This window comes from Butyricimonas sp. (genome assembly GCF_019423355.1).
In the GTDB taxonomy this organism is placed as follows: domain Bacteria; phylum Bacteroidota; class Bacteroidia; order Bacteroidales; family Marinifilaceae; genus Butyricimonas; species Butyricimonas faecihominis.
Window position 1 is genome coordinate 265764 of record NZ_JAHZBP010000006.1, and the last position, 18599, is coordinate 284362.

Sequence of the window (18599 nt, forward strand, 5' to 3'; positions counted from 1 at the left end):
CCATATTTTAAACCAATTATATATGCTAAAAAGAGTATTGACAATTGCTATCATCATGACAGGATCGGTACTGCTTGCCAACGCACAAACAAAAGATGATTTTACACCAAAGAAAGGGGACAAATCCGTCTCTTTAAATTTAGGCGTAGGCTCGTTTGTCGGCATGGAAGCCCCGGCCCCGGATTTGAGCACCTACAATATCTCCGCCCCTCAAACCAGCTGGTTCGATAAACAGTTGTCGCTGAATTTCGAATTCAGATGGATGTTCGCTAAAAAATGGGCACTAAAAGCGATGGGAGGATTCTCGTTCAAGCACAACCCCGAGTACAAAGCTTTACCCGGCAACAGCACTGACGAAAAATTCGAGACCGGAGACATTCCAGATTACAATTTCGTAACATCAAAAGATAAGATAAAGTATTCCATTGTCCTCGGAGCGGAAAGATTCGTGAAAACCAAATATGACAAACTATTTTTCCGTTATGGAGGGGAATTTGGATTCTCTTACGGGAAACAAGAAGCAAAAGCGGATGACGAATCCTATCTAGGAAAATCTATTGGAGAAGCTTTCGGATACCGGGTTGCCGGTGTCACCGGATTCGATTATTTCGTCTCCAAAGCACTTTTTATTTCTATCGAAATTCGACCGATTGCCTATGACTACACGGTATATAATATCCGACCACAAGTCGGGTTGAAACTCCTATCATCAGACACTCACGGATTTGATTTTCTATCTAACCCGATGTTGAAAATTGGATTTAGATTCTAAAATTAATACATAAAAAATAACCCATCATTTGCAAAATTCCGTTTGGGTTATCAAAAGCCATCCCGAGTTATCTTGGGGTGGCTTTCAATATTACAAATACAAAACAAAGCATTACACCAATACTCCCTATCAACCGACAATTATGTTGACGTTTATTTGTTATTATCAATTTTATATTATAATTTTGCAAAGAATATTTAGGTGAGATATTCCTCTATTGGAACTAATGTATACAGGCTATTTCAAAAGTGATGGAAAACGTTGAATTGTATACTCAAAATATTTAAGATGCAACCAGCTCGGAGAGGCCGGACAACTCTTCGAGATATTGAAAGGGGTACGTGACGTATCCCTTTCTCCTTTTAAATAGTGCATATTTATTTTTACCTTTTGCATAATTATAGTGGTGATTTATAAGGTTTATCAACCTTTATATCGTAATTTTGCCACGTAATCAAAAAAACACATATATGTCTAAGATTGTAGAGGTAAATGTTCAATCCGAAATCGGAAAACTGAATGGAGTGATACTCCATACACCAGGCGAGGAGGTAGAAAACATGACTCCCGAGAACGCTGAGAGGGCGCTCTATAGCGATATTCTAAATTTATCAATCGCACGAAAAGAATACAAGCAACTCAGTGAGGTTTTAGGTAAAATCACGAAAACCTACCAGGTCAAAGACCTCCTGACAAACATTTTAAAAGACGATGCCATCAAACTGGAAGTGTTGAACCGCATCGAAAAGATAGAGCCTTTTATTGCTGAAACAACCCCCAAAGGATCAATTAAAGATCAATTGTTGGATGAAAATGCCGAAGATTTGGCCCGTTTGCTGATCGAAGGGGTTGAAATGAAACGCGACACGTTGACCAAATTCTTGAATAAAGATTGGTACGACTTGCGCCCGTTACATAATTTCTTCTTCACCCGCGATGCCTCCATGAGTATGTACAACGAAGTACTTATTGGTAGGATGGCTAACGCTGTTCGTGATCGCGAGGCAATCATCATGCAATCTATTTTTGACTTCACGCCCGGATTTAACACCAAGACGTTAAGTTTGAACACAGAATCTGATCCCCTTCGTAAATTAACCATCGAAGGCGGTGACGTACAGATTGCACGGGATGATATATTGGTTATCGGTAACGGTATGCGCACGTCAACTCGCGCTATCGACGCCTTGATGTATAACTTTATCAACCGAAACGAAGACAAGGTACAACATATTCTTGTACAGGAACTACCCCATTCCCCGGAATCCTTCATTCACTTGGATATGGTGTTCACTTTCCTAGATAAGGACAAATGTATGGTTTACGAACCCTTGATCATGAGTCCGGGCAATTACCAGACGGTTCACATCAAGATTCAACACGGGAAATTAATCAGCATCCGCCGGGAAAAGACATTGTTACACGCCCTGAAAAAACTGGGTATGGACTTGGAACCCGTGTATTGCGGTGGAGAAGACGAAACTTGGAATATGGAGAGAGAACAATGGCATAGTGGTGCAAACTTCTTCTGCGTGGCCCCGGGTAAAGTGTTAGGCTACGCGCGCAACAATTATACCGTTGAAGCCATGAATAATGCCGGTTTCGAGATTATTCGTGCCAACGACGTGATCAGCAACAAAGTCGATCTGAGCAAATACGAAAAATACATGATCACCATCGAGGGATCAGAACTTCCCCGCGGAGGTGGTGGTGCAAGATGCATGACCATGCCGATCAACCGCGATGCTGTTGAATGGTAAAATAAAGAGGGGCTGTCCAAAAAGTCAATTAATTTCAAACAACTCCTCCGTCACTTCGTGCCACCTCCTCTATAAACAGAGGAGGAGCTGGTAACTCTTCCCGAAGACAGGGAGTATTTCAACTCTCCCTCTGTTTATAGAGGGAGTACCCCGAAGGGGGGAGGGAGTTTGAAAAATGACTTCTTGGACCGTCTCTTTTTATTTCTCTCCTACATACAAACTGGCAATTCCAAAAGTCAGCCGCTGTTGCGAAACATTCGAGTAACCGGCACTCCGCATGATATCCAGAAAATCCTTCCCCTGCGGAAACGCGAACACGGAGGCTGGCAAATATTCATATGCCTTCCGGTTTCCGGAAATCACTCCTCCCACAAAAGGCAGAATATGTTTAAAATAAAAATTATACAACTGTTTCATCGGGAAATGTTCAGGCGTCGAAAATTCTAGAATAACCACCTTTCCCCCGGGTTTCAGCACCCGACACATTTCTGTCAGTCCTAATTCAAGATGTTCAAAATTACGCACGCCAAAAGCAACTGTCACGGCATCAAAAGTATTCGAGTCGAAGGTGAGGTTCTCGCTATCCCCAAACTGAAAATCAAGCTGACCAGATAACCCCTTTGCTTTCGCTTTCTCCCGTGCCACGGCCAGCATATTTTCCGAAATGTCGGCCCCGACCACTCGTTTCACTCCATGTTTCAACGCCTCGATCGAAAAATCTCCCGTCCCGCAAGCAATATCCAACACCAAATCCTTTCGCCCCGCACCGACAACTTTCATTGCCTTCTTACGCCAACTCTTATCTATACCCATAGACAACAGATGATTCAACAAATCGTACTTCGGTGCGATCCCGTTAAACATCTCCTGTACCTTCTCTTTTTTAGCCATGACTTTATTCTTTTATTTCGGAGGCGAAAATAACGAATTCTACCACGTTTTAAAAGATTACAAACAAAGAATCGCGAAAACTCTCCCAAAAGAGTTCCCGCGACTCGGAAATATAAACTCAAATCAAAACCTCCAAAGGGATATTATTTACTGGAAGTCCCGCTTTCCAGAATACTGACAATCGAGAACAGGGAGAAACAAATACCTCCCAAACCGATCAGTACCCGGGCAGGCACGAAAAATGCATTATCAACCGTCGATTCTTCAAAAAGGAATGCGCCCAGAAAAAGAGCCAACAAGGCAGTCATCACGGGAATCAACGGGATACGATTCGCCAACTTGAACTCTTGACGCCACACTTTGGCTAATAACAGAATCTTACTGGAAATACTAAAACAGACAAGACCTAAACCGATCAGAATAAAACCGGTTGTATTCACGGGGACAGGTGCTGCCAACAGCTCAACAATTCCCCCCACGATGCAGATTGTCCCCATGAAAAACACCAGTCTTGGCCAATACTTCCGATCCTTCTCGCCATAATCATTCCTGATCTGACGAGATATACTTGCAACCAGCCCGATCAAACTCGTACAAATACAAGCCAATCCGGCCATCACGCTCCCGGCAACCAAATGATCACCCCCGGAGCCTGACAATAATACTATCGCCCAAACCCACGCTACCGTGGAAAACAAAACGGTTAACCCGATCAACACTGTTTCCGTCGTAGCCGAGAAACCGTTAGGATTAATTTTATCGCTTGTCCCGTGTGAATTCACCGGAATAAGTGTGAATTTAGTAGATGAAGTTGCTGCCGTTGAAATACAAGCCGCGATCAACGACACGCCACAAATCACGTGTCCCGGGACAAATAAATTCTGCGGTTCAGGAGAACTGAACAGATAAATACCCCAAATCATCGTTCCTAAAGCGAATAAATATCCCATACCGGGTAATAAATATTTCGCAACAGGGTTATACGTGTGGATCAGTTGCCGAATAATCGTGGCTGCCGTGGCAAACAACGCAATACAAAGTACGCCTAATGAAAATACGACCGGCCCCGCTACCCACCGTGCTTCATCATTCCCGAATCCAAAAATATACCCTCCAAAGCAAAAGCAAATCAACGCCATCAACAAGGGAATAAATCGAAACAATACACTAATTCCGTAATTCATAAGTCATTTATTTAAATTCTTATGAATATACGGCGATTAACATATTCGGTTACCCCGTTTACTTGAAAAAAATATAAAATAAGAAAAGGCCGTTCGCTACTCTTCGTTCAAGACCCTCCACAGCATATCTTTCAATTCCATGATTCCACTCCCCGTCACGGAAGAAATGAACACGTAGGGAATATCCGGTAAATCTTTCTCCATTTCAGCCATCAGCTCCTTATCAATAAAATCCGATTTACTGATAGCCAGAAGTCGTTTTTTATCCAATAACTCGGGATTATACTGTTTTAGCTCGTTCAACAAAATTTTATACTCCCCGTGAATATCCTCACTATCCGAGGGAACCATAAACAACAATACAGAATTTCGTTCAATATGCCGCAAGAAACGAAGTCCCAAACCTTTTCCCAGATGCGCCCCCTCAATGATTCCGGGAATATCAGCCATCACAAAAGAACGGTTATCCCTGTAATTCACAATTCCCAAATTCGGAACCAACGTGGTAAACGGATAGTTCGCAATCTCCGGTTTTGCCGCGGAAACAACGGATAACAATGTTGACTTACCCGCGTTCGGGAAACCCACCAATCCGACATCGGCAAGCACTTTTAACTCCAGAATAACATTCCGTTCCACCCGGGGTTCTCCCGGCTGCGCGTAACGAGGCGTCTGATTTGTTGCTGAACGAAAATTCCAGTTACCCAAACCACCACGCCCCCCTTTGACAGCAACACAAAGCTCTTCGTCTTTCGTGATCTCGCAAATCGTTTCCCCGGTATCCGCATCCCGAGCAACAGTTCCCAGTGGAACATCTATAATGACATCTTTCCCGTCAGCTCCCGTGCATAAATTTCCACTCCCGCTCTCCCCGTCTTCTGCATACACGTGGCGCTGGAATTTCAAGTGAATCAAGGTCCAGTAATTCCGGTTTCCCTTTAATATCACGTGTCCTCCGCGTCCACCATTACCACCATCAGGTCCTCCCTTGGCAGAACGTTTATCCCGATGAAGATGCATAGATCCCGGCCCCCCGGCTCCACTACGACAGAATATTTTCACGTAATCGACAAAGTTCGTTGATGCCATTCTTTTTATTTTAGATTTATAATTTTAAATTTTAAATTTTAAATTAAACTCCTCCGTCAGCTTCGCTGCCACCTCCTCTATAAACAGAGGAGGAGCTGGTAACTCTTCCCAAAGACAGGGAGTATTTCAAGGGGGGAGGGAGTTTGTTTTTTCATTTTCCATTTTCATTTGTTCTCTCGTCCACCACGTACAAGTCAGGATAATTACGTCCTAACCCGTCATAATCCAACCCATGCCCTACCACGAAATCATTCTCCAACGCAATACACTTGTAATCGATCGTTAGGTCGTACTTCAACGCTTTCGGTTTGTAGAACAAGGCAGCTACCTTTACTTGTTTCGGATGTTTCTCTTCCAACATTTTTTTCATATGCATAATGGACTCTCCCGAATCAATCATATCCTCCAGAATCACTACGGTTCGTCCCGTAATATCTTCCCGTAACCCGATCAGGTCCTGAACCTTTCCTGTCGAGGACAATCCGGCGTAAGAAGCAATCTTCACGAAACTGATTTCCGTCCCCTCAATCGTGATATGTTTCAACAAATCAGCCACGAACATAAACGCCCCGTTCAACACTCCCAGAAACAAAGGACGTTCTCCTGCCAGTTCCCGATTAATTTGAGTCCCCACCCTCTCTATTTCCCGGTCGATCACGTCAGCCTCAATCATCAGTCGGAAACACCGATCATGCAATTTGATTCTTTTCATCCTGTGCATATTTCTCTTTTGAATGATAGACCTATCGTCTCTCTAATCCATTTTTTTATTTAACTTTGCGCAAAAGTACAACTTTGAATTTAAAATCCGGTAAAAATATGGACCCAAAAGTAAGTATTATCATGGGTAGCACGTCAGACCTGCCCGTAATGGAAAAAGCCGCAAAAGTGTTAAACGACTTTTGCATACCTTTCGAGATCAATGCCCTCTCCGCTCACCGCACTCCGGCTGAAGTGGAGTCTTTTGCCAAAAATGCACAGAAACGGGGTATTGAAGTTATCATCGCCGGAGCCGGAATGGCCGCACACCTACCGGGTGTTATCGCTGCCATGACGCCAATTCCCGTGATCGGTGTTCCCATCAACGCCTCTCTCGACGGGATGGACGCTCTTTTAGCCATCGCCCAAATGCCTCCGGGCATCCCGGTTGCCACCACCGCCATCAACGGGGCCATGAATGCCGGTATTCTGGCTGCACAAATTCTGGCTGTTGGCGACAATGCATTAAAAGCTAAAATCGTGGACTTCAAAGAATCTTTGAAAAAGAAAATCGTCGATGCCAACAACGAACTGGCAAAAGTAAAATACGATTACAAAACGAACTGATCTCCCCCGGAAAGAATCAATATAACAAGGGGCTGTCCAAAAAGTCATTTTTCAAACTCCCTCCCGGCTTCGCCGTATTGAGCCCGGAAACCGGTCTCGAATCGGCTCTCGCTCGACAGACAACGAGTAAACTCTCTGTCTGTTCTCGCTTACTCGCCGATTTCCCTCTATAAACAGAGGGAGAGTTGAAATACTCCCGGTCTTCGGGAAGAGTCACCAGCTCCTCCTCTGTTTATAGAGGAGGTGGCACGAAGTGACGGAGGAGTTTTTGAAATAAAATAACTTTTTGGACAGCCCCATTCTTTATTTACTACCCCCAAGAAACAGTTTATCTTTCGATCAAAAACTATAAATCATAACTTACAAACAAAACAAATTCCCCATTTTTATAAGTTATAACTTATAAATTTCCTATATTTGCCGTACATATAAATCATACCATATAAAATGAAGATTATTGATCGTCCATTATACAGCAAAAGGATAAAACCTTTTATCGGAAAAGGTATCATAAAAGTACTTACCGGTCAAAGGCGTGTAGGCAAGAGTTACATCATGCTACAACTCATGGAAGAAATCAAAACCGATCACCCGGATGCTAACGTCATATATATAAATATGGAATATGAAGAATTTCGAATGATTCATAACGATCAAGATCTTTCCCAATATTTGAAGACACAAATCAACCCGGCAAAGGCCAACTATTTATTCATTGACGAGATTCAGGATATTGATCATTTCGAACATACCCTTCGTGACCTTCAAGCCAAAGACTCCTGTGATATTTTCTGCACGGGTAGCAATGCCAAAATGTTATCGGGAGAACTAGCCACCTATTTATCCGGCCGATATATAGAATTTCACATCCATAGTCTAAGCTACCCGGAATTTTTACTTTTTCACCAGCTCCCAGACGACCAGCAAAGTTTGACGAAATACCTTACTTACGGAGGATTGCCTTATCTTTCACGCTTGGAACTGAATGATGAAATGGCATTTGAATATTTGCGTAACGTGTATTCAACCATTTTATTAAAAGACGTTGTTAAGCGAGAAGGTATTCGTAATATTGATTTTCTTGAAACACTAGCCATATACACGGCCGACAATATCGGAAATCTCTTTTCCGCGAACAATATTAGTAAATACTTGAAATCGCAACGGGTAGATATTTCAACACTTCAAGTTATCAATTACCTGAAGGCTTTAAGTAACGCCTTCTTAATTCATAAAGTGGGACGAATAGAGATTAATGGCTTGAAAAAGTTTGAAATTGGAGAAAAGTATTTTTTCGAAGACATCGGGTTACGTAACAGTCAAATAGGCTTTGACCTACAACGTGATATTCATAAACTTATCGAAAATGCCATATATTTACATCTCTCAATCCTACAATATGAAATCTACGTGGGTCAACAGGATGGTCTTGAAATTGATTTCGTAGCTTTAAAACAAGGTAAGAAAATCTACGTACAAGCGACTTATCTCATTGTTGACGAGAAAACAAAAGAACGGGAATTTGGCAATCTATTAGCAATCCCCGATAATTATCCCAAATACGTGGTCAGCCTTAATCCCTTAAACACAGGAAGTAACATTGAAGGCATTCAACATCTACACTTGGCAGACTTTCTAAAAAAACAAGATTTTTAGAAAGATTATCCAAAACATTTTATACCTTTGAAACATCGGCTATTTAGGTGTGTTCACTCATATGATTAAATTCCCGTCAACACGAATTTTAATCTGAATATTTATACCATGCGACAAATTACATATGTCGTTATCTTACTTTTCATTATCCCCTACTCCGTGTACTCACAGAGCATTCCGGATATTGAAAAACTCTTGGAAACAAACGACATTGAGTCATCGGAAGATTATTACGAAGATATGATCAACTCCCTGATCCGCCTCTCCGCACAACCGATAAACCTCAATTCAGCCGGATTCGATAGCTTGAAAATGTTATTTTTCCTTTCCGATGCGCAGATAGACAATTTACTGGACTTCCGTAAAAAACACGGGCCGTTTACTCACCCGAACGAACTTCTACTCGTCACCGGAATCAGTCAACAGGATTTATCCAACATCAAACCATTTATACGCATCGGAACGTACACCCCCGAAAAGCAATCCCGTTATCACCTATCGCAAGAAATTCTCGCCCGCTTAAAAATGACCCGCCCAAAACAAGCCGGTTACAAAAAGTACAGCCGGAAAGCCTTTTTGTACGAAAAGGACTATCTCGCCAAAAAGCAAAGCCGCTTTCAAGGACCACCCGTAGGTACATTACTAAAATACAAAATATCAAACCAGCAACACTGGCAAGGGGGCCTCACGTTAGAAAACGACCCGGGAGAAAATTATTTCTCGAAAAAACAAAAAACAGGATTTGACTTTCTTTCCGTCTACGCATGCTACTTCCCGGAAAAAATCATCCACCGAATCATTGTCGGGGACTATAAATTACAATGGGGACAGGGACTACTGGCATGGAGCGGTTACTCTTCCGGGAAATCGACATCTACCCTTAGTAACGAGAAATCCGGAAATGGTATTGCTCCCTACACTTCTACCGATGAAAACCGATACTTGCGAGGCATGGCCGTCAGCCTGCACCCGACACGCACGATTACCACCGAAATCTTCGTATCTTACAAAAAAACAGACGGTAATCTCGCTGACCTCGACACCCTCTCCCCAAAAACTGTACAAACGGCCACCCTTTACGAAACAGGTTATCACCGAAACCTTTCAGAATGTGAGAAGAAACACAACCTAAAAGAATTCACCACCGGCCTGTCCACCCACCTCAATCATCGGTATTTCCGCATCGGCGTCCAATTATTACACTACAACTTTTCACCCGCCCTAACCATCGGCAAAGCCGCCTACCAACAAAACAATGAAACAGGCCACCAGCGTACACTCGTAAGCGTAGACTACAAAACCGGAGGTTACCATTTCTACCTATTCGGGGAAACAGCACGTAGTGACAACGGAACATGGGCAACCGTCAACGGGCTACGTTACAGTGGGATTCCCCGATTCGCCCTATGCGCCCTTTACCGCCACTATGACAAAGGCTATCACTCTCACTACAACAGCGGTTTTGCAGAATACTCCAACACAACAAACGAGGAAGGACTATACCTAGGTCTCGAAAGCACCCCTTTTCGCAGTCTGAAAATCAATGCCTATTATGATAGGTTCCGCTTTTTCTCTCCCCGTTATCAGGCAACCATCCCCGGTAATGGCCAAGAAATCGTGGGAGATGTCACGTTCAACCGCTCTCGCTGGGATTGTTCATTCCGTTTCAAACACGAGGAGAAACCGGAAGACGATAAAACCGGAGAAAACCTCCAATCCGTCTCCCGTGTAAAACAAGAATACAGGTTCCAATTTACCTATTCTATCTGCGAGCAATTAAAATCCCGAACCCGTACCAGCTATACACGTTACGTGAAAAAAGAAAAACACGAAGGTGGTTACCTGTTCTATCAAGACCTTATGTATTCCACCCTCCAAACCAACCTAAAAGCCCAATTCCGTTTCGCTTACTTTGACACGGACAGCTACAACACCAGAATATACGCCTACGAAAACAACGTTCTCTACGGTTACTCCTTTCCCGCCCTGTACGACCGGGGTTTTCGTTCCTACCTTAATCTTAACTGGAAACCCTTCACCCTCATCACCCTCTACCTAAAAGCCGGCCTCACCTACTATCCCGACAAATCAACCATCAGCTCCTCCCTAACCCAAGTCAACGACAACAAACTATTCGACCTCTCCTTCCAAATTCGTATAAAACTCTAGCATGACCCGATTAATTTTGTGATTTACGATTGCCGATTAAGTGATTCCTCCCCCACAACCACACTCTCTTCATTAATCACTTAATCATTAAATCAGCAATCACAGCCTCCTTTTATCTTTTAACTTTTATCTTTTAGTTTTTATCTTTCTCATGTCTTCCCTCCAGCACCCTCACCACATCCTCCAACCCGTACCCCTTCGCTATCAACAATACGATATAGTGATACATTAGATCGGCAGCCTCGTTCAAAAATAAATCCTCGTTATCATCCTTCGCCTCGATAACCAACTCCACGGCCTCTTCTCCCACCTTCTGGGCAACCTTGTTAATTCCCTTCCCGATCAGGCGAGCCGTATAAGATATTTCCGGAGACTCATCTTTTCGTTTTTCTAAATACCGTTGCAAGTAAAACAAAAAATCCTGATCCACGTTTTCTTCTCCCCAGCACGTATCTTGTCCCGTGTGGCAAGTCGGTCCCACGGGGTTCACCTTCACCAATAATGAATCCCGATCACAATCAGCCAAAATCTCCTTCACCAATAAAAAATGTCCGCTTTCCTCTCCTTTTGTCCACAAACGCTGCCGGGAGCGACTAAAAAAACACACCTTGCCGGAACGCTCCGTCTCGGCAAGAGACTCCCGGTTCATATACCCTTGCATCAACACCACCCGTGTATCTACATCCTGCACGATTGCCGGAATTAACCCGGCCGCATCAAATTTTAATTCTGCAATATTTACCATTTCATTAAATATTTTGTCGAACAACAATACCTTTTTCTTTCAAAAAACATTTCAACTCCGGAATCCGGATCTGCCCGAAATGAAAAACTCCGGCCGCCAGTACGGCATCCGCTTTTCCCCGAGTCAAAGCCTCATAGAAATCTTCCGGACAGCCTGCCCCCCCGGATGCAATAACCGGGATATTAACCAAATCCGCCACTTGTCCCGTTGCCTCGCAGGCAAATCCTTGATGTGTCCCGTCATGATCCATCGAGGTAAACAAAATCTCCCCAGCTCCCCGTCCTTCCGCCTCCTTTACCCACGCAAAAAGCTCCCGATCGGTAGCCACCCGTCCCCCATGACTGTATACTCTCCACTTCTCACCATCCCGACAAGCATCCACCGCCACAACAATACACTGTTTTCCAAATGCCGCCGCCAACCGATCTATCAAACCCGGGTCTTTCAAAACACTGGAATTTACAGACACCTTATCTGCCCCCTTCTTCAAAAGAGCCTCAACATCCCGCTCCGATGAAATTCCCCCACCCACGGTAAAAGGTATTCGCACTTGTCGGGCCACCCGTTCCACCCACTCCAACCGTGTACCCCGGTGATCGGAGCTTGCCGTGATGTCCAAAAACACCAACTCATCCGCCCCCTCATCTGAATATCGACCAGCCAACTCCACAATATCCCCAGCATCCCTCAAATTCTCAAAATTCACCCCCTTCACCGTCCTCCCCGCCTTTACATCCAAACATGGAATAATTCTTTTTGCTAAAAACATACTTATTAATTTTAGATCCTATCGATTAAGTGATTTTAATGATTTTCGATTAAGTGATTTTAATCATCCAATCATCGAATCGGCAATCACGGAATCTTTTGCATTTTAAACTTTTCATAAAAAGCCTTCCCCACGATCACGGCAGAAACACCCACCTCCTCCAGCGCCTGAATATCCACCAACGAACCTACTCCCCCGGATGCGATAAGCGTAATATCCGGATAACGAGCCACCAGCTCCCGATACAGCACCAAAGAAACTCCCCCTAACATACCATCCCGGGCAATATCCGTACACATCACATTCTTTAACCCGGGTAAATAAGTTTCTATTAACTCGTGTATCGTTGTCTTCGTCTCCACCTTCCACCCCTGAATACACACATGCCCGTCTCTTACATCTGCCCCGATAATGACCCGTTCAGTCCCATATCTTTCCAGCCACTCCCGTGTCTTTTCTCTATTTTGCTGGGCCATACTCCCGATACAGACAAACGAGGCCCCCGCATCAAACACCCGACAAATATCCTCGTCACTCTTGATCCCCCCGCTAAAATCAACCTCCAAACGAGTCGCCTCACAAATTCGTTCCAGAACCCGCCAATTAATTACCCGGGACTCCCTAGCCCCATCCAAATCAACAAGGTGTAAACGCCTCATTCCCATATCCTCGAAATGTCGGGCTGCCTCCACCGGATCATTATAATACGTTTTACACTCATCGTAATTGCCCCGGGTAAGTCTCACACATTTTCCTCCTATAACATCTATTGCCGGAATAACCGTTATCTTCATTTCTCTTACATTTTTAAAAAGTTTTCAATTATCTTTTCCCCAACCCCAGCCGACTTCTCCGGGTGGAACTGACATCCCCAGAAATTCCCTTTCCGAATCGCCGCGGAAAAAGCTACCTGATAATCACACGTAGCAATGGTATACTCTCCAACAGGCACGCAATACGAATGCACGAAATACACCATCTCCCCCTCGACGACCCCGTCAAACAACCCGGATTTCAACCCCCGAATCTCATTCCATCCCATATGAGGAACCTTACCACATCTCCCGAATTCTTCCACCCGCATCGGGAATATTCCCAAACCCTCCGTCTCTCCCTCTTCCGAATAGGCACACATCAACTGCATCCCCAAACATATCCCCAACACGGGAACCTTCAATTCCGGAATCACCCGATCCATCCCGCTTTCTTTCAATTGTCTCATGGCTGCGGCAGCTTGCCCTACTCCCGGAAAAATCACCTTATCAGCCTCCCGTACCACCCGTGGATCAGCGCTACAAACCACCTCATACCCCAACCTCTCTATCGCAACCCTCACCGAAAACAAATTTCCCGCCCCGTACTCTATAATTACTATTTTACTCATTTCAATAAAAAATATCATAATCCAATTCTTCCGGGGCTATTCCCAAAGTCATTTTTCAAACTCCCTCCCCCCTTCGGGGTACTCCCTCTATAAACAGAGGGAGAGTTGAAATACTCCCTGTCTTCGGGAAGAGTCACCAGCTCCTCCTCTGTTTATAGAGGAGGTGGCACGAAGTGACGGAGGAGTTTATTTTAATAAAATGACTTTTGGGACACCCCCTTCAATCTAAAATCACCAAATCTAAAATTAATCCATTCTCCCCTTCGTCGACGGAATCCTTCCTCCGGCCTCTTGTCGGACGGCCATCCTCAAACTACGGGCAAACGCTTTAAAAATAGCTTCTATCACGTGATGCGTGTTCTCACCTTTCGCAGCCACGTGCAAATTACATTTAGCCCCTTGACAAAACGAAGCAAAAAAATGCTTGGTCATCTCCGTGGGAAAATCTCCCACGTACTCCCGGTTAAACACGACATTCCACTCCAACCAACTCCGCCCTCCCAAATCCAGCAACACCTCTGCCCTCGCCTCATCCATCGGCAAAGCAAAACCATATCGTCCGATCCCTTTCTTACCTCCTAATGCCTCCGAGAAACATTGTCCCAACACGATAGCCGTATCTTCGATCGTGTGATGTTCATCCACCTGTAAATCCCCCTCCACGGAAACCACCAAATCCATTTCCCCGTGCCGGATAATCTGTTCCAGCATGTGATCAAAAAAAGCAATTCCCGTCTTCACCTCGCCCTGCCCCGTTCCATTCAAATCTAACGCAATCCGAACCGCCGTTTCTGCCGTTTTCCTCACTTGCACCGCCTGTCGACTTCCCTGTTTCAGAAAACGCACGACTTTTCTCCAAGAATCCGTGGTTAAAACAATAGGTAAACACTCCATCTCCTCTTTTCCCAGCAATATCCCCCGAATCCCCATATTAGCCGCCAACTGCATATCCGTCAACCGATCGCCAATCACGTAAGAGTTCTCCCGATCCAACAATTCATTCAAATACTTTTCGACCATACCGATCCCCGGTTTCCTCCGGGGAGAACCATCCCCCGGCATACTCCCATCTATCAGTATCTCGTCAAAAACAATTCCCTCGCCCGCCAACGTCTTCAACATAAATTCATGTGGTGGCAAAAAAGTATCCAACGGAAACCGTTCAGTCCCCAAACCATCCTGATTACTCACCATAACCAACCGATAATCCGTCTCCCGAACAATCTCCCGCAAGGCTCCAATAACCCCCGGAACAAACGCCAGTTTCTCCATACTATCCACTTGGTAATCAACCGGTGGTTCTTGTATAATCGTACCGTCACGATCTATAAATAATATCTTCTTCATAAATCACCGAATTTCTTTAATCGCTCGATCAACAAATCATTCTCTTCCCGTGTCCCGATAGTTATCCGTAACCCGCAACTCAACCGGGGCGGGATATGCCGTACCCGAACAATAACGCCACCTTCCACCAAATATTCATACAACTCCCGAAAACACTCACAACGAATCAACACGAAGTTGGCCTCCGAATCACAAACTACCTCCAACCAAGATAAATCCCGCAAAACCCCGATAACCCTTTTTCTTTCCCGCTTGATCGCCTCCACCTTCTCCCAAAAATCAGCCTCATTCCGCAAGACATCCAAAGCCCGCCGTTGAGTCAATGAACCAATATTATAAGGCGGTTTCACTTTGTTTAAATAAATCACCAATTCCGGGTCTGCCACACAAATTCCTACCCGTAACCCGGCAAGCCCCCAAGCCTTAGACAAAGTTTGCAACACGACAACATTCCGGCAATCCTCCTGCAAAACAACAGCCGACGGCATATCGGTAAAATCGATATACGCCTCGTCTACCACGACAATTCCATCAAAACGAGACGCTACTTCCCGAATACGTTCTAAAGGAATCACGTTCCCCACCGGATTATTCGGCGTACAAAAGAAAATCATTTTCGTCAACCGATCCACGCTATCAAACAACGTGTTCCACTCCGGCTGGAACTCCCCATTCAACTCCAAACACCTCACCTTCACGTCATTCACTCGTCCACTTACCTCGTACATCGAATAGCCCGGTGAAAAAACGAGCATATTATCCCGCCGGGGCGTACAAACCGTCCGGATCAACATATCAATCAACTCGTCACTCCCATTTCCCAGTACCAACCGGGAAACCTCCACCCCCTTCAATCTACCGATCTCTCGTTTCAATTCCCGCTGAAACGGATCTGGATAACGATTATATTCCGATGCGAACGGGTTCTCGTTCGCATCCAGCAATGTCACATTCGTCCCCTCGAATTCCGCACGAGCGCAGGAATACGCCTGTAACCCCTTTACATTCTCCCTTACTATATCTCCAAATTCCTTCATCCTAAATTCTAAATTTTAGATTCTACATTCCTAACCCTTACCGCATTCCCGTGTGCCTCCAACTTCTCGTTATCCGCCATGATCTCGATCGTTTTTCCCAAATAAGCCAAACCTTCCGGCATGATCTCTTGGAAAGTTATCTTTTTCATAAAGGCATCCATGTTCACCCCGCTATACGCACGGGCATACCCATTCGTGGGTAAAGTGTGGTTCGTCCCCGATGCATAATCTCCCGCACTTTCCGGGGAATAGTGTCCCAAGAAGACAGAACCCGCATTCCGGATTTCCGGCACCCAATCCAGATAATCCTTCACGCACAACATCAAATGCTCCGGGGCATAACAATTCACCAGCTCCACGCACTCTTCCCGGGAACGCAAAACAATATATTTAGAATTTCTCAGTGCCACCTCTGCAATTGCCTTCCGAGGAATCCGATTCAATTGTTTGTTCAACTCTTCTTCCACACGATCAATCAATGACTCATCGCAAGTCACCAGAAACACCTGACTATCCGGCCCGTGTTCCGCCTGCGACAACAAATCTGCCGCCACGAATGTCACCCGTGCCGATTCATCTGCCACCACCATCAACTCTGAAGGTCCCGCGGGCATATCTATTGCCACACCATAACGCCCGACCCATTGTTTTGCCGCCGTCACGAAACGATTTCCCGGTCCAAAAATCTTATCCACCCGCCCCACGCTCTTCGTCCCTAATGCCAATGCAGCAATCGCTTGAATCCCTCCCACTTTAAAAACACGGGTTACTCCACATAACCGGGCCGTCCACAAAATAGCCGGATTCACCCGTCCATCCCTTCCCGGCGGCGTACAGACCACCACCTCCCGGCACCCGGCCAACTTCGCCGGAACCGCCAACATCAATACGGTTGAAAACAGGGGAGCGCTCCCGCCCGGGACATACAATCCCACCCGATCTATCGCCCGACCTTCCTGCCAGCATCGGAATCCCCGTTCATTCACGTATTCACACTTCTCTGGAATCTGAATCTTATGAAACTCCTCAATATTCCCTTTTGCAACCCGTATCGCCTCCTTCAATTCCGCATTCACTTCCCTTTCTGCCTTTTGATACTCCTCCTCCGTCACCTCAAAACATTCTAGCTTTACCCGATCAAAATACCACGTGTACTTCTTCAATGCCTCGTCCCCATCCCTCTTCACCTCATCAAACACCGCTTTACACACTTTGTCCAAATCTTCTCCACAATTCTCCGGACGCTCCAATATTTTCATCCACTCTTCCTTCCTTGGATATAATATCTTATTCATAATCATAAATTAATCTATTCATAAAACCTGTAACCCGTCAACCAGTAACTTGCAACTTGCCGCAGGCAATCACTCTATCATCTTTTCAATGGGTACCACCAAAATCCCTTCCGCACCCGCCGCTTTCAACGCCCCGATAGACTCCCAAAACTTATTCTCGTTCACCACCGAATGTAGAGAAAACCATCCTTTCATTTCCAACGGCATAATTGTCGGGCTTTTCACCCCCGGAAGTATATCGCAAATCTCTTGTAATTTCTCTTCGGGAGCATTCAACAGGATATACTTGTTACACTTGGCAGCCAACACCGCCTTCATTCTGAATATCAATTGTTCCACCAACCGCATTTTCTCTTCATCCAACTTCGGGTTAGCCACCAAAACAGCCGTAGACTTAAACAACGTGTAGACCTCCGTCAACCCGTTCTTAAAAAGTGTACTCCCGGAACTCACGATGTCACAGATCGCATCAGCTAACCCGATACCGGGAGCGATCTCCACCGACCCCGTGATCACGTGCGTCTCTGCCTGAATCTTATTTTGTACCAGAAAATCATTCAACGTGTTGGGATAGGAAGTAGCAATCCGTTTTCCCTGCAACCAATCTAACCCGGTAAATTCCTCCGATTTAGGAATAGCAATAGAAACCCGGCAACCTGAAAAACCTAAATCCAACAAATTCAATACATTTGCCCTTTTCTCGATCACCGTGTTCTCCCCGATAATCGCCACGTCAACAATTCCATCCTCCACGTAATGAGGTATATCCGAATTTCGTAAATACAACACCTCCAACGGGAAATTAGAGGCTTGTGCCATTAACTGCTCTTTTCCGTTATTAATACAAATCCCACACTCTTTCAACAATTCGAGCGTGTCCTCGTTCAATCGACCTGATTTTTGAATTGCGACTTTTAATTTCACCATTTCTATCTGATTTTATCGTCGCTCTGAATCCGGGAAGGCATCTATGGTATCGAAAAAAACAAAACGAGCCCGCCTGAATTCAGGCGAGCTCGTTTATACTTTTTATTTCAAATTACAGCACAACAGCATCATCTCACCTGAATACAGTGATGGCAATGATGATGCATATGATGTAATGTACTATTCATATTTTGTCTTTTTCGTTCTGCAAATGTATAAAAGGAATTTGATTATCCAAATACTTTGTA

17 protein-coding genes are annotated in these 18599 nt (G+C 44.8%); 5 read left to right on the top strand and 12 right to left on the bottom strand.

What is annotated here, in order from left to right; genetic code table 11:
• Window positions 1–22: 22 nt before the first annotated feature.
• Window positions 23–772, top strand: coding sequence for a BT1926 family outer membrane beta-barrel protein (locus tag QVC79_RS10445; protein ID WP_270592907.1), 750 nt, complete (start codon window positions 23–25; stop codon window positions 770–772).
• A gap of 470 nt (window positions 773–1242) precedes the next feature.
• Complete coding sequence (locus tag QVC79_RS10450; protein ID WP_124317486.1) at window positions 1243–2532, top strand: arginine deiminase; 1290 nt, start codon at window positions 1243–1245, stop codon at window positions 2530–2532.
• Window positions 2533–2730: 198 nt separating this feature from the next.
• On the opposite strand, the gene ubiE is transcribed toward QVC79_RS10450, so the two are convergent.
• The 4 genes from ubiE to QVC79_RS10470 all read right to left on the bottom strand — a co-directional run bounded on the left by ubiE (window position 2731) and on the right by QVC79_RS10470 (window position 6408).
• Window positions 2731–3423 (bottom strand): bifunctional demethylmenaquinone methyltransferase/2-methoxy-6-polyprenyl-1,4-benzoquinol methylase UbiE, encoded by a 693-nt coding sequence (gene ubiE, locus QVC79_RS10455; RefSeq protein ID WP_270592906.1) that lies wholly within the window; start codon window positions 3421–3423, stop codon window positions 2731–2733.
• Window positions 3424–3566: 143 nt separating this feature from the next.
• Window positions 3567–4607 carry a DUF2776 family protein gene (locus QVC79_RS10460; protein WP_270592905.1) on the bottom strand — a complete coding sequence of 347 codons (1041 nt, stop codon included), beginning with the start codon at window positions 4605–4607 and terminating at the stop codon, window positions 3567–3569.
• A gap of 96 nt (window positions 4608–4703) precedes the next feature.
• Window positions 4704–5696: a GTPase ObgE gene (gene obgE, locus QVC79_RS10465; protein ID WP_270592903.1), complete on the bottom strand. Its 993-nt coding sequence runs from the start codon at window positions 5694–5696 to the stop codon at window positions 4704–4706.
• A 151-nt stretch (window positions 5697–5847) separates the two neighbouring features.
• On the bottom strand, window positions 5848–6408 hold the full coding sequence (locus QVC79_RS10470) for a phosphoribosyltransferase (protein WP_270592902.1): 561 nt from the start codon (window positions 6406–6408) through the stop codon (window positions 5848–5850).
• Between the two features lie 107 nt (window positions 6409–6515).
• Here QVC79_RS10470 and purE point away from each other — a divergent pair, with 107 nt between their 5' ends.
• From purE to QVC79_RS10485, 3 genes are all read left to right on the top strand, one after another.
• The gene (purE, locus tag QVC79_RS10475) at window positions 6516–7022 is read left to right on the top strand and encodes a 5-(carboxyamino)imidazole ribonucleotide mutase (RefSeq protein WP_087422472.1); all 507 of its coding nucleotides are present in this window, start codon (window positions 6516–6518) and stop codon (window positions 7020–7022) included.
• Window positions 7023–7469: 447 nt separating this feature from the next.
• Window positions 7470–8678, top strand: a complete 1209-nt coding sequence (locus QVC79_RS10480; RefSeq protein WP_124318001.1) for an ATP-binding protein — start codon at window positions 7470–7472, stop codon at window positions 8676–8678.
• A gap of 108 nt (window positions 8679–8786) precedes the next feature.
• Window positions 8787–10847, top strand: a complete 2061-nt coding sequence (locus tag QVC79_RS10485; RefSeq protein ID WP_270592901.1) for a helix-hairpin-helix domain-containing protein — start codon at window positions 8787–8789, stop codon at window positions 10845–10847.
• A 133-nt stretch (window positions 10848–10980) separates the two neighbouring features.
• On the opposite strand, the gene hisIE is transcribed toward QVC79_RS10485, so the two are convergent.
• From hisIE to hisG, 8 genes are all read right to left on the bottom strand, one after another.
• Complete coding sequence (gene hisIE, locus QVC79_RS10490; protein ID WP_270592900.1) at window positions 10981–11592, bottom strand: bifunctional phosphoribosyl-AMP cyclohydrolase/phosphoribosyl-ATP diphosphatase HisIE; 612 nt, start codon at window positions 11590–11592, stop codon at window positions 10981–10983.
• A 4-nt stretch (window positions 11593–11596) separates the two neighbouring features.
• Complete coding sequence (gene hisF, locus QVC79_RS10495) at window positions 11597–12361, bottom strand: imidazole glycerol phosphate synthase subunit HisF (protein WP_270592899.1); 765 nt, start codon at window positions 12359–12361, stop codon at window positions 11597–11599.
• Between the two features lie 86 nt (window positions 12362–12447).
• Window positions 12448–13155, bottom strand: a complete 708-nt coding sequence (locus tag QVC79_RS10500; protein WP_270592898.1) for a 1-(5-phosphoribosyl)-5-[(5-phosphoribosylamino)methylideneamino]imidazole-4-carboxamide isomerase — start codon at window positions 13153–13155, stop codon at window positions 12448–12450.
• A gap of 5 nt (window positions 13156–13160) precedes the next feature.
• On the bottom strand, window positions 13161–13745 hold the full coding sequence (gene hisH / locus QVC79_RS10505; protein WP_270592897.1) for an imidazole glycerol phosphate synthase subunit HisH: 585 nt from the start codon (window positions 13743–13745) through the stop codon (window positions 13161–13163).
• Window positions 13746–13991: 246 nt separating this feature from the next.
• A complete protein-coding gene (gene hisB / locus QVC79_RS10510; RefSeq protein WP_270592895.1) occupies window positions 13992–15092 on the bottom strand; it encodes a bifunctional histidinol-phosphatase/imidazoleglycerol-phosphate dehydratase HisB in 1101 nt (366 codons plus the stop codon).
• Window positions 15089–16129, bottom strand: coding sequence for a histidinol-phosphate transaminase (gene hisC / locus QVC79_RS10515; protein ID WP_270592893.1), 1041 nt, complete (start codon window positions 16127–16129; stop codon window positions 15089–15091). The genes hisB and hisC overlap by 4 nt, the downstream gene beginning before the upstream one ends.
• Window positions 16130–16137: 8 nt before the next feature.
• The gene (gene hisD, locus QVC79_RS10520) at window positions 16138–17424 is read right to left on the bottom strand and encodes a histidinol dehydrogenase (RefSeq protein ID WP_270592891.1); all 1287 of its coding nucleotides are present in this window, start codon (window positions 17422–17424) and stop codon (window positions 16138–16140) included.
• A 69-nt stretch (window positions 17425–17493) separates the two neighbouring features.
• Window positions 17494–18351 carry an ATP phosphoribosyltransferase gene (hisG, locus tag QVC79_RS10525; protein WP_270592889.1) on the bottom strand — a complete coding sequence of 286 codons (858 nt, stop codon included), beginning with the start codon at window positions 18349–18351 and terminating at the stop codon, window positions 17494–17496.
• Window positions 18352–18599 lie beyond the last annotated feature (248 nt).

What these genes read in the sequence shown, in the direction of transcription:
- QVC79_RS10445 (WP_270592907.1), top strand. Translation starts at nt 23, where the DNA reads ATGCTAAAAAGAGTATTGACAATTGCTATCATCATGACAGGATCGGTA.
- QVC79_RS10450 (WP_124317486.1), top strand. Translation starts at nt 1,243, where the DNA reads ATGTCTAAGATTGTAGAGGTAAATGTTCAATCCGAAATCGGAAAACTG.
- ubiE (WP_270592906.1), bottom strand. Translation starts at nt 3,423, where the DNA reads ATGGCTAAAAAAGAGAAGGTACAGGAGATGTTTAACGGGATCGCACCG.
- QVC79_RS10460 (WP_270592905.1), bottom strand. Translation starts at nt 4,607, where the DNA reads ATGAATTACGGAATTAGTGTATTGTTTCGATTTATTCCCTTGTTGATG.
- obgE (WP_270592903.1), bottom strand. Translation starts at nt 5,696, where the DNA reads ATGGCATCAACGAACTTTGTCGATTACGTGAAAATATTCTGTCGTAGT.
- QVC79_RS10470 (WP_270592902.1), bottom strand. Translation starts at nt 6,408, where the DNA reads ATGAAAAGAATCAAATTGCATGATCGGTGTTTCCGACTGATGATTGAG.
- purE (WP_087422472.1), top strand. Translation starts at nt 6,516, where the DNA reads ATGGACCCAAAAGTAAGTATTATCATGGGTAGCACGTCAGACCTGCCC.
- QVC79_RS10480 (WP_124318001.1), top strand. Translation starts at nt 7,470, where the DNA reads ATGAAGATTATTGATCGTCCATTATACAGCAAAAGGATAAAACCTTTT.
- QVC79_RS10485 (WP_270592901.1), top strand. Translation starts at nt 8,787, where the DNA reads ATGCGACAAATTACATATGTCGTTATCTTACTTTTCATTATCCCCTAC.
- hisIE (WP_270592900.1), bottom strand. Translation starts at nt 11,592, where the DNA reads ATGGTAAATATTGCAGAATTAAAATTTGATGCGGCCGGGTTAATTCCG.
- hisF (WP_270592899.1), bottom strand. Translation starts at nt 12,361, where the DNA reads ATGTTTTTAGCAAAAAGAATTATTCCATGTTTGGATGTAAAGGCGGGG.
- QVC79_RS10500 (WP_270592898.1), bottom strand. Translation starts at nt 13,155, where the DNA reads ATGAAGATAACGGTTATTCCGGCAATAGATGTTATAGGAGGAAAATGT.
- hisH (WP_270592897.1), bottom strand. Translation starts at nt 13,745, where the DNA reads ATGAGTAAAATAGTAATTATAGAGTACGGGGCGGGAAATTTGTTTTCG.
- hisB (WP_270592895.1), bottom strand. Translation starts at nt 15,092, where the DNA reads ATGAAGAAGATATTATTTATAGATCGTGACGGTACGATTATACAAGAA.
- hisC (WP_270592893.1), bottom strand. Translation starts at nt 16,129, where the DNA reads ATGAAGGAATTTGGAGATATAGTAAGGGAGAATGTAAAGGGGTTACAG.
- hisD (WP_270592891.1), bottom strand. Translation starts at nt 17,424, where the DNA reads ATGAATAAGATATTATATCCAAGGAAGGAAGAGTGGATGAAAATATTG.
- hisG (WP_270592889.1), bottom strand. Translation starts at nt 18,351, where the DNA reads ATGGTGAAATTAAAAGTCGCAATTCAAAAATCAGGTCGATTGAACGAG.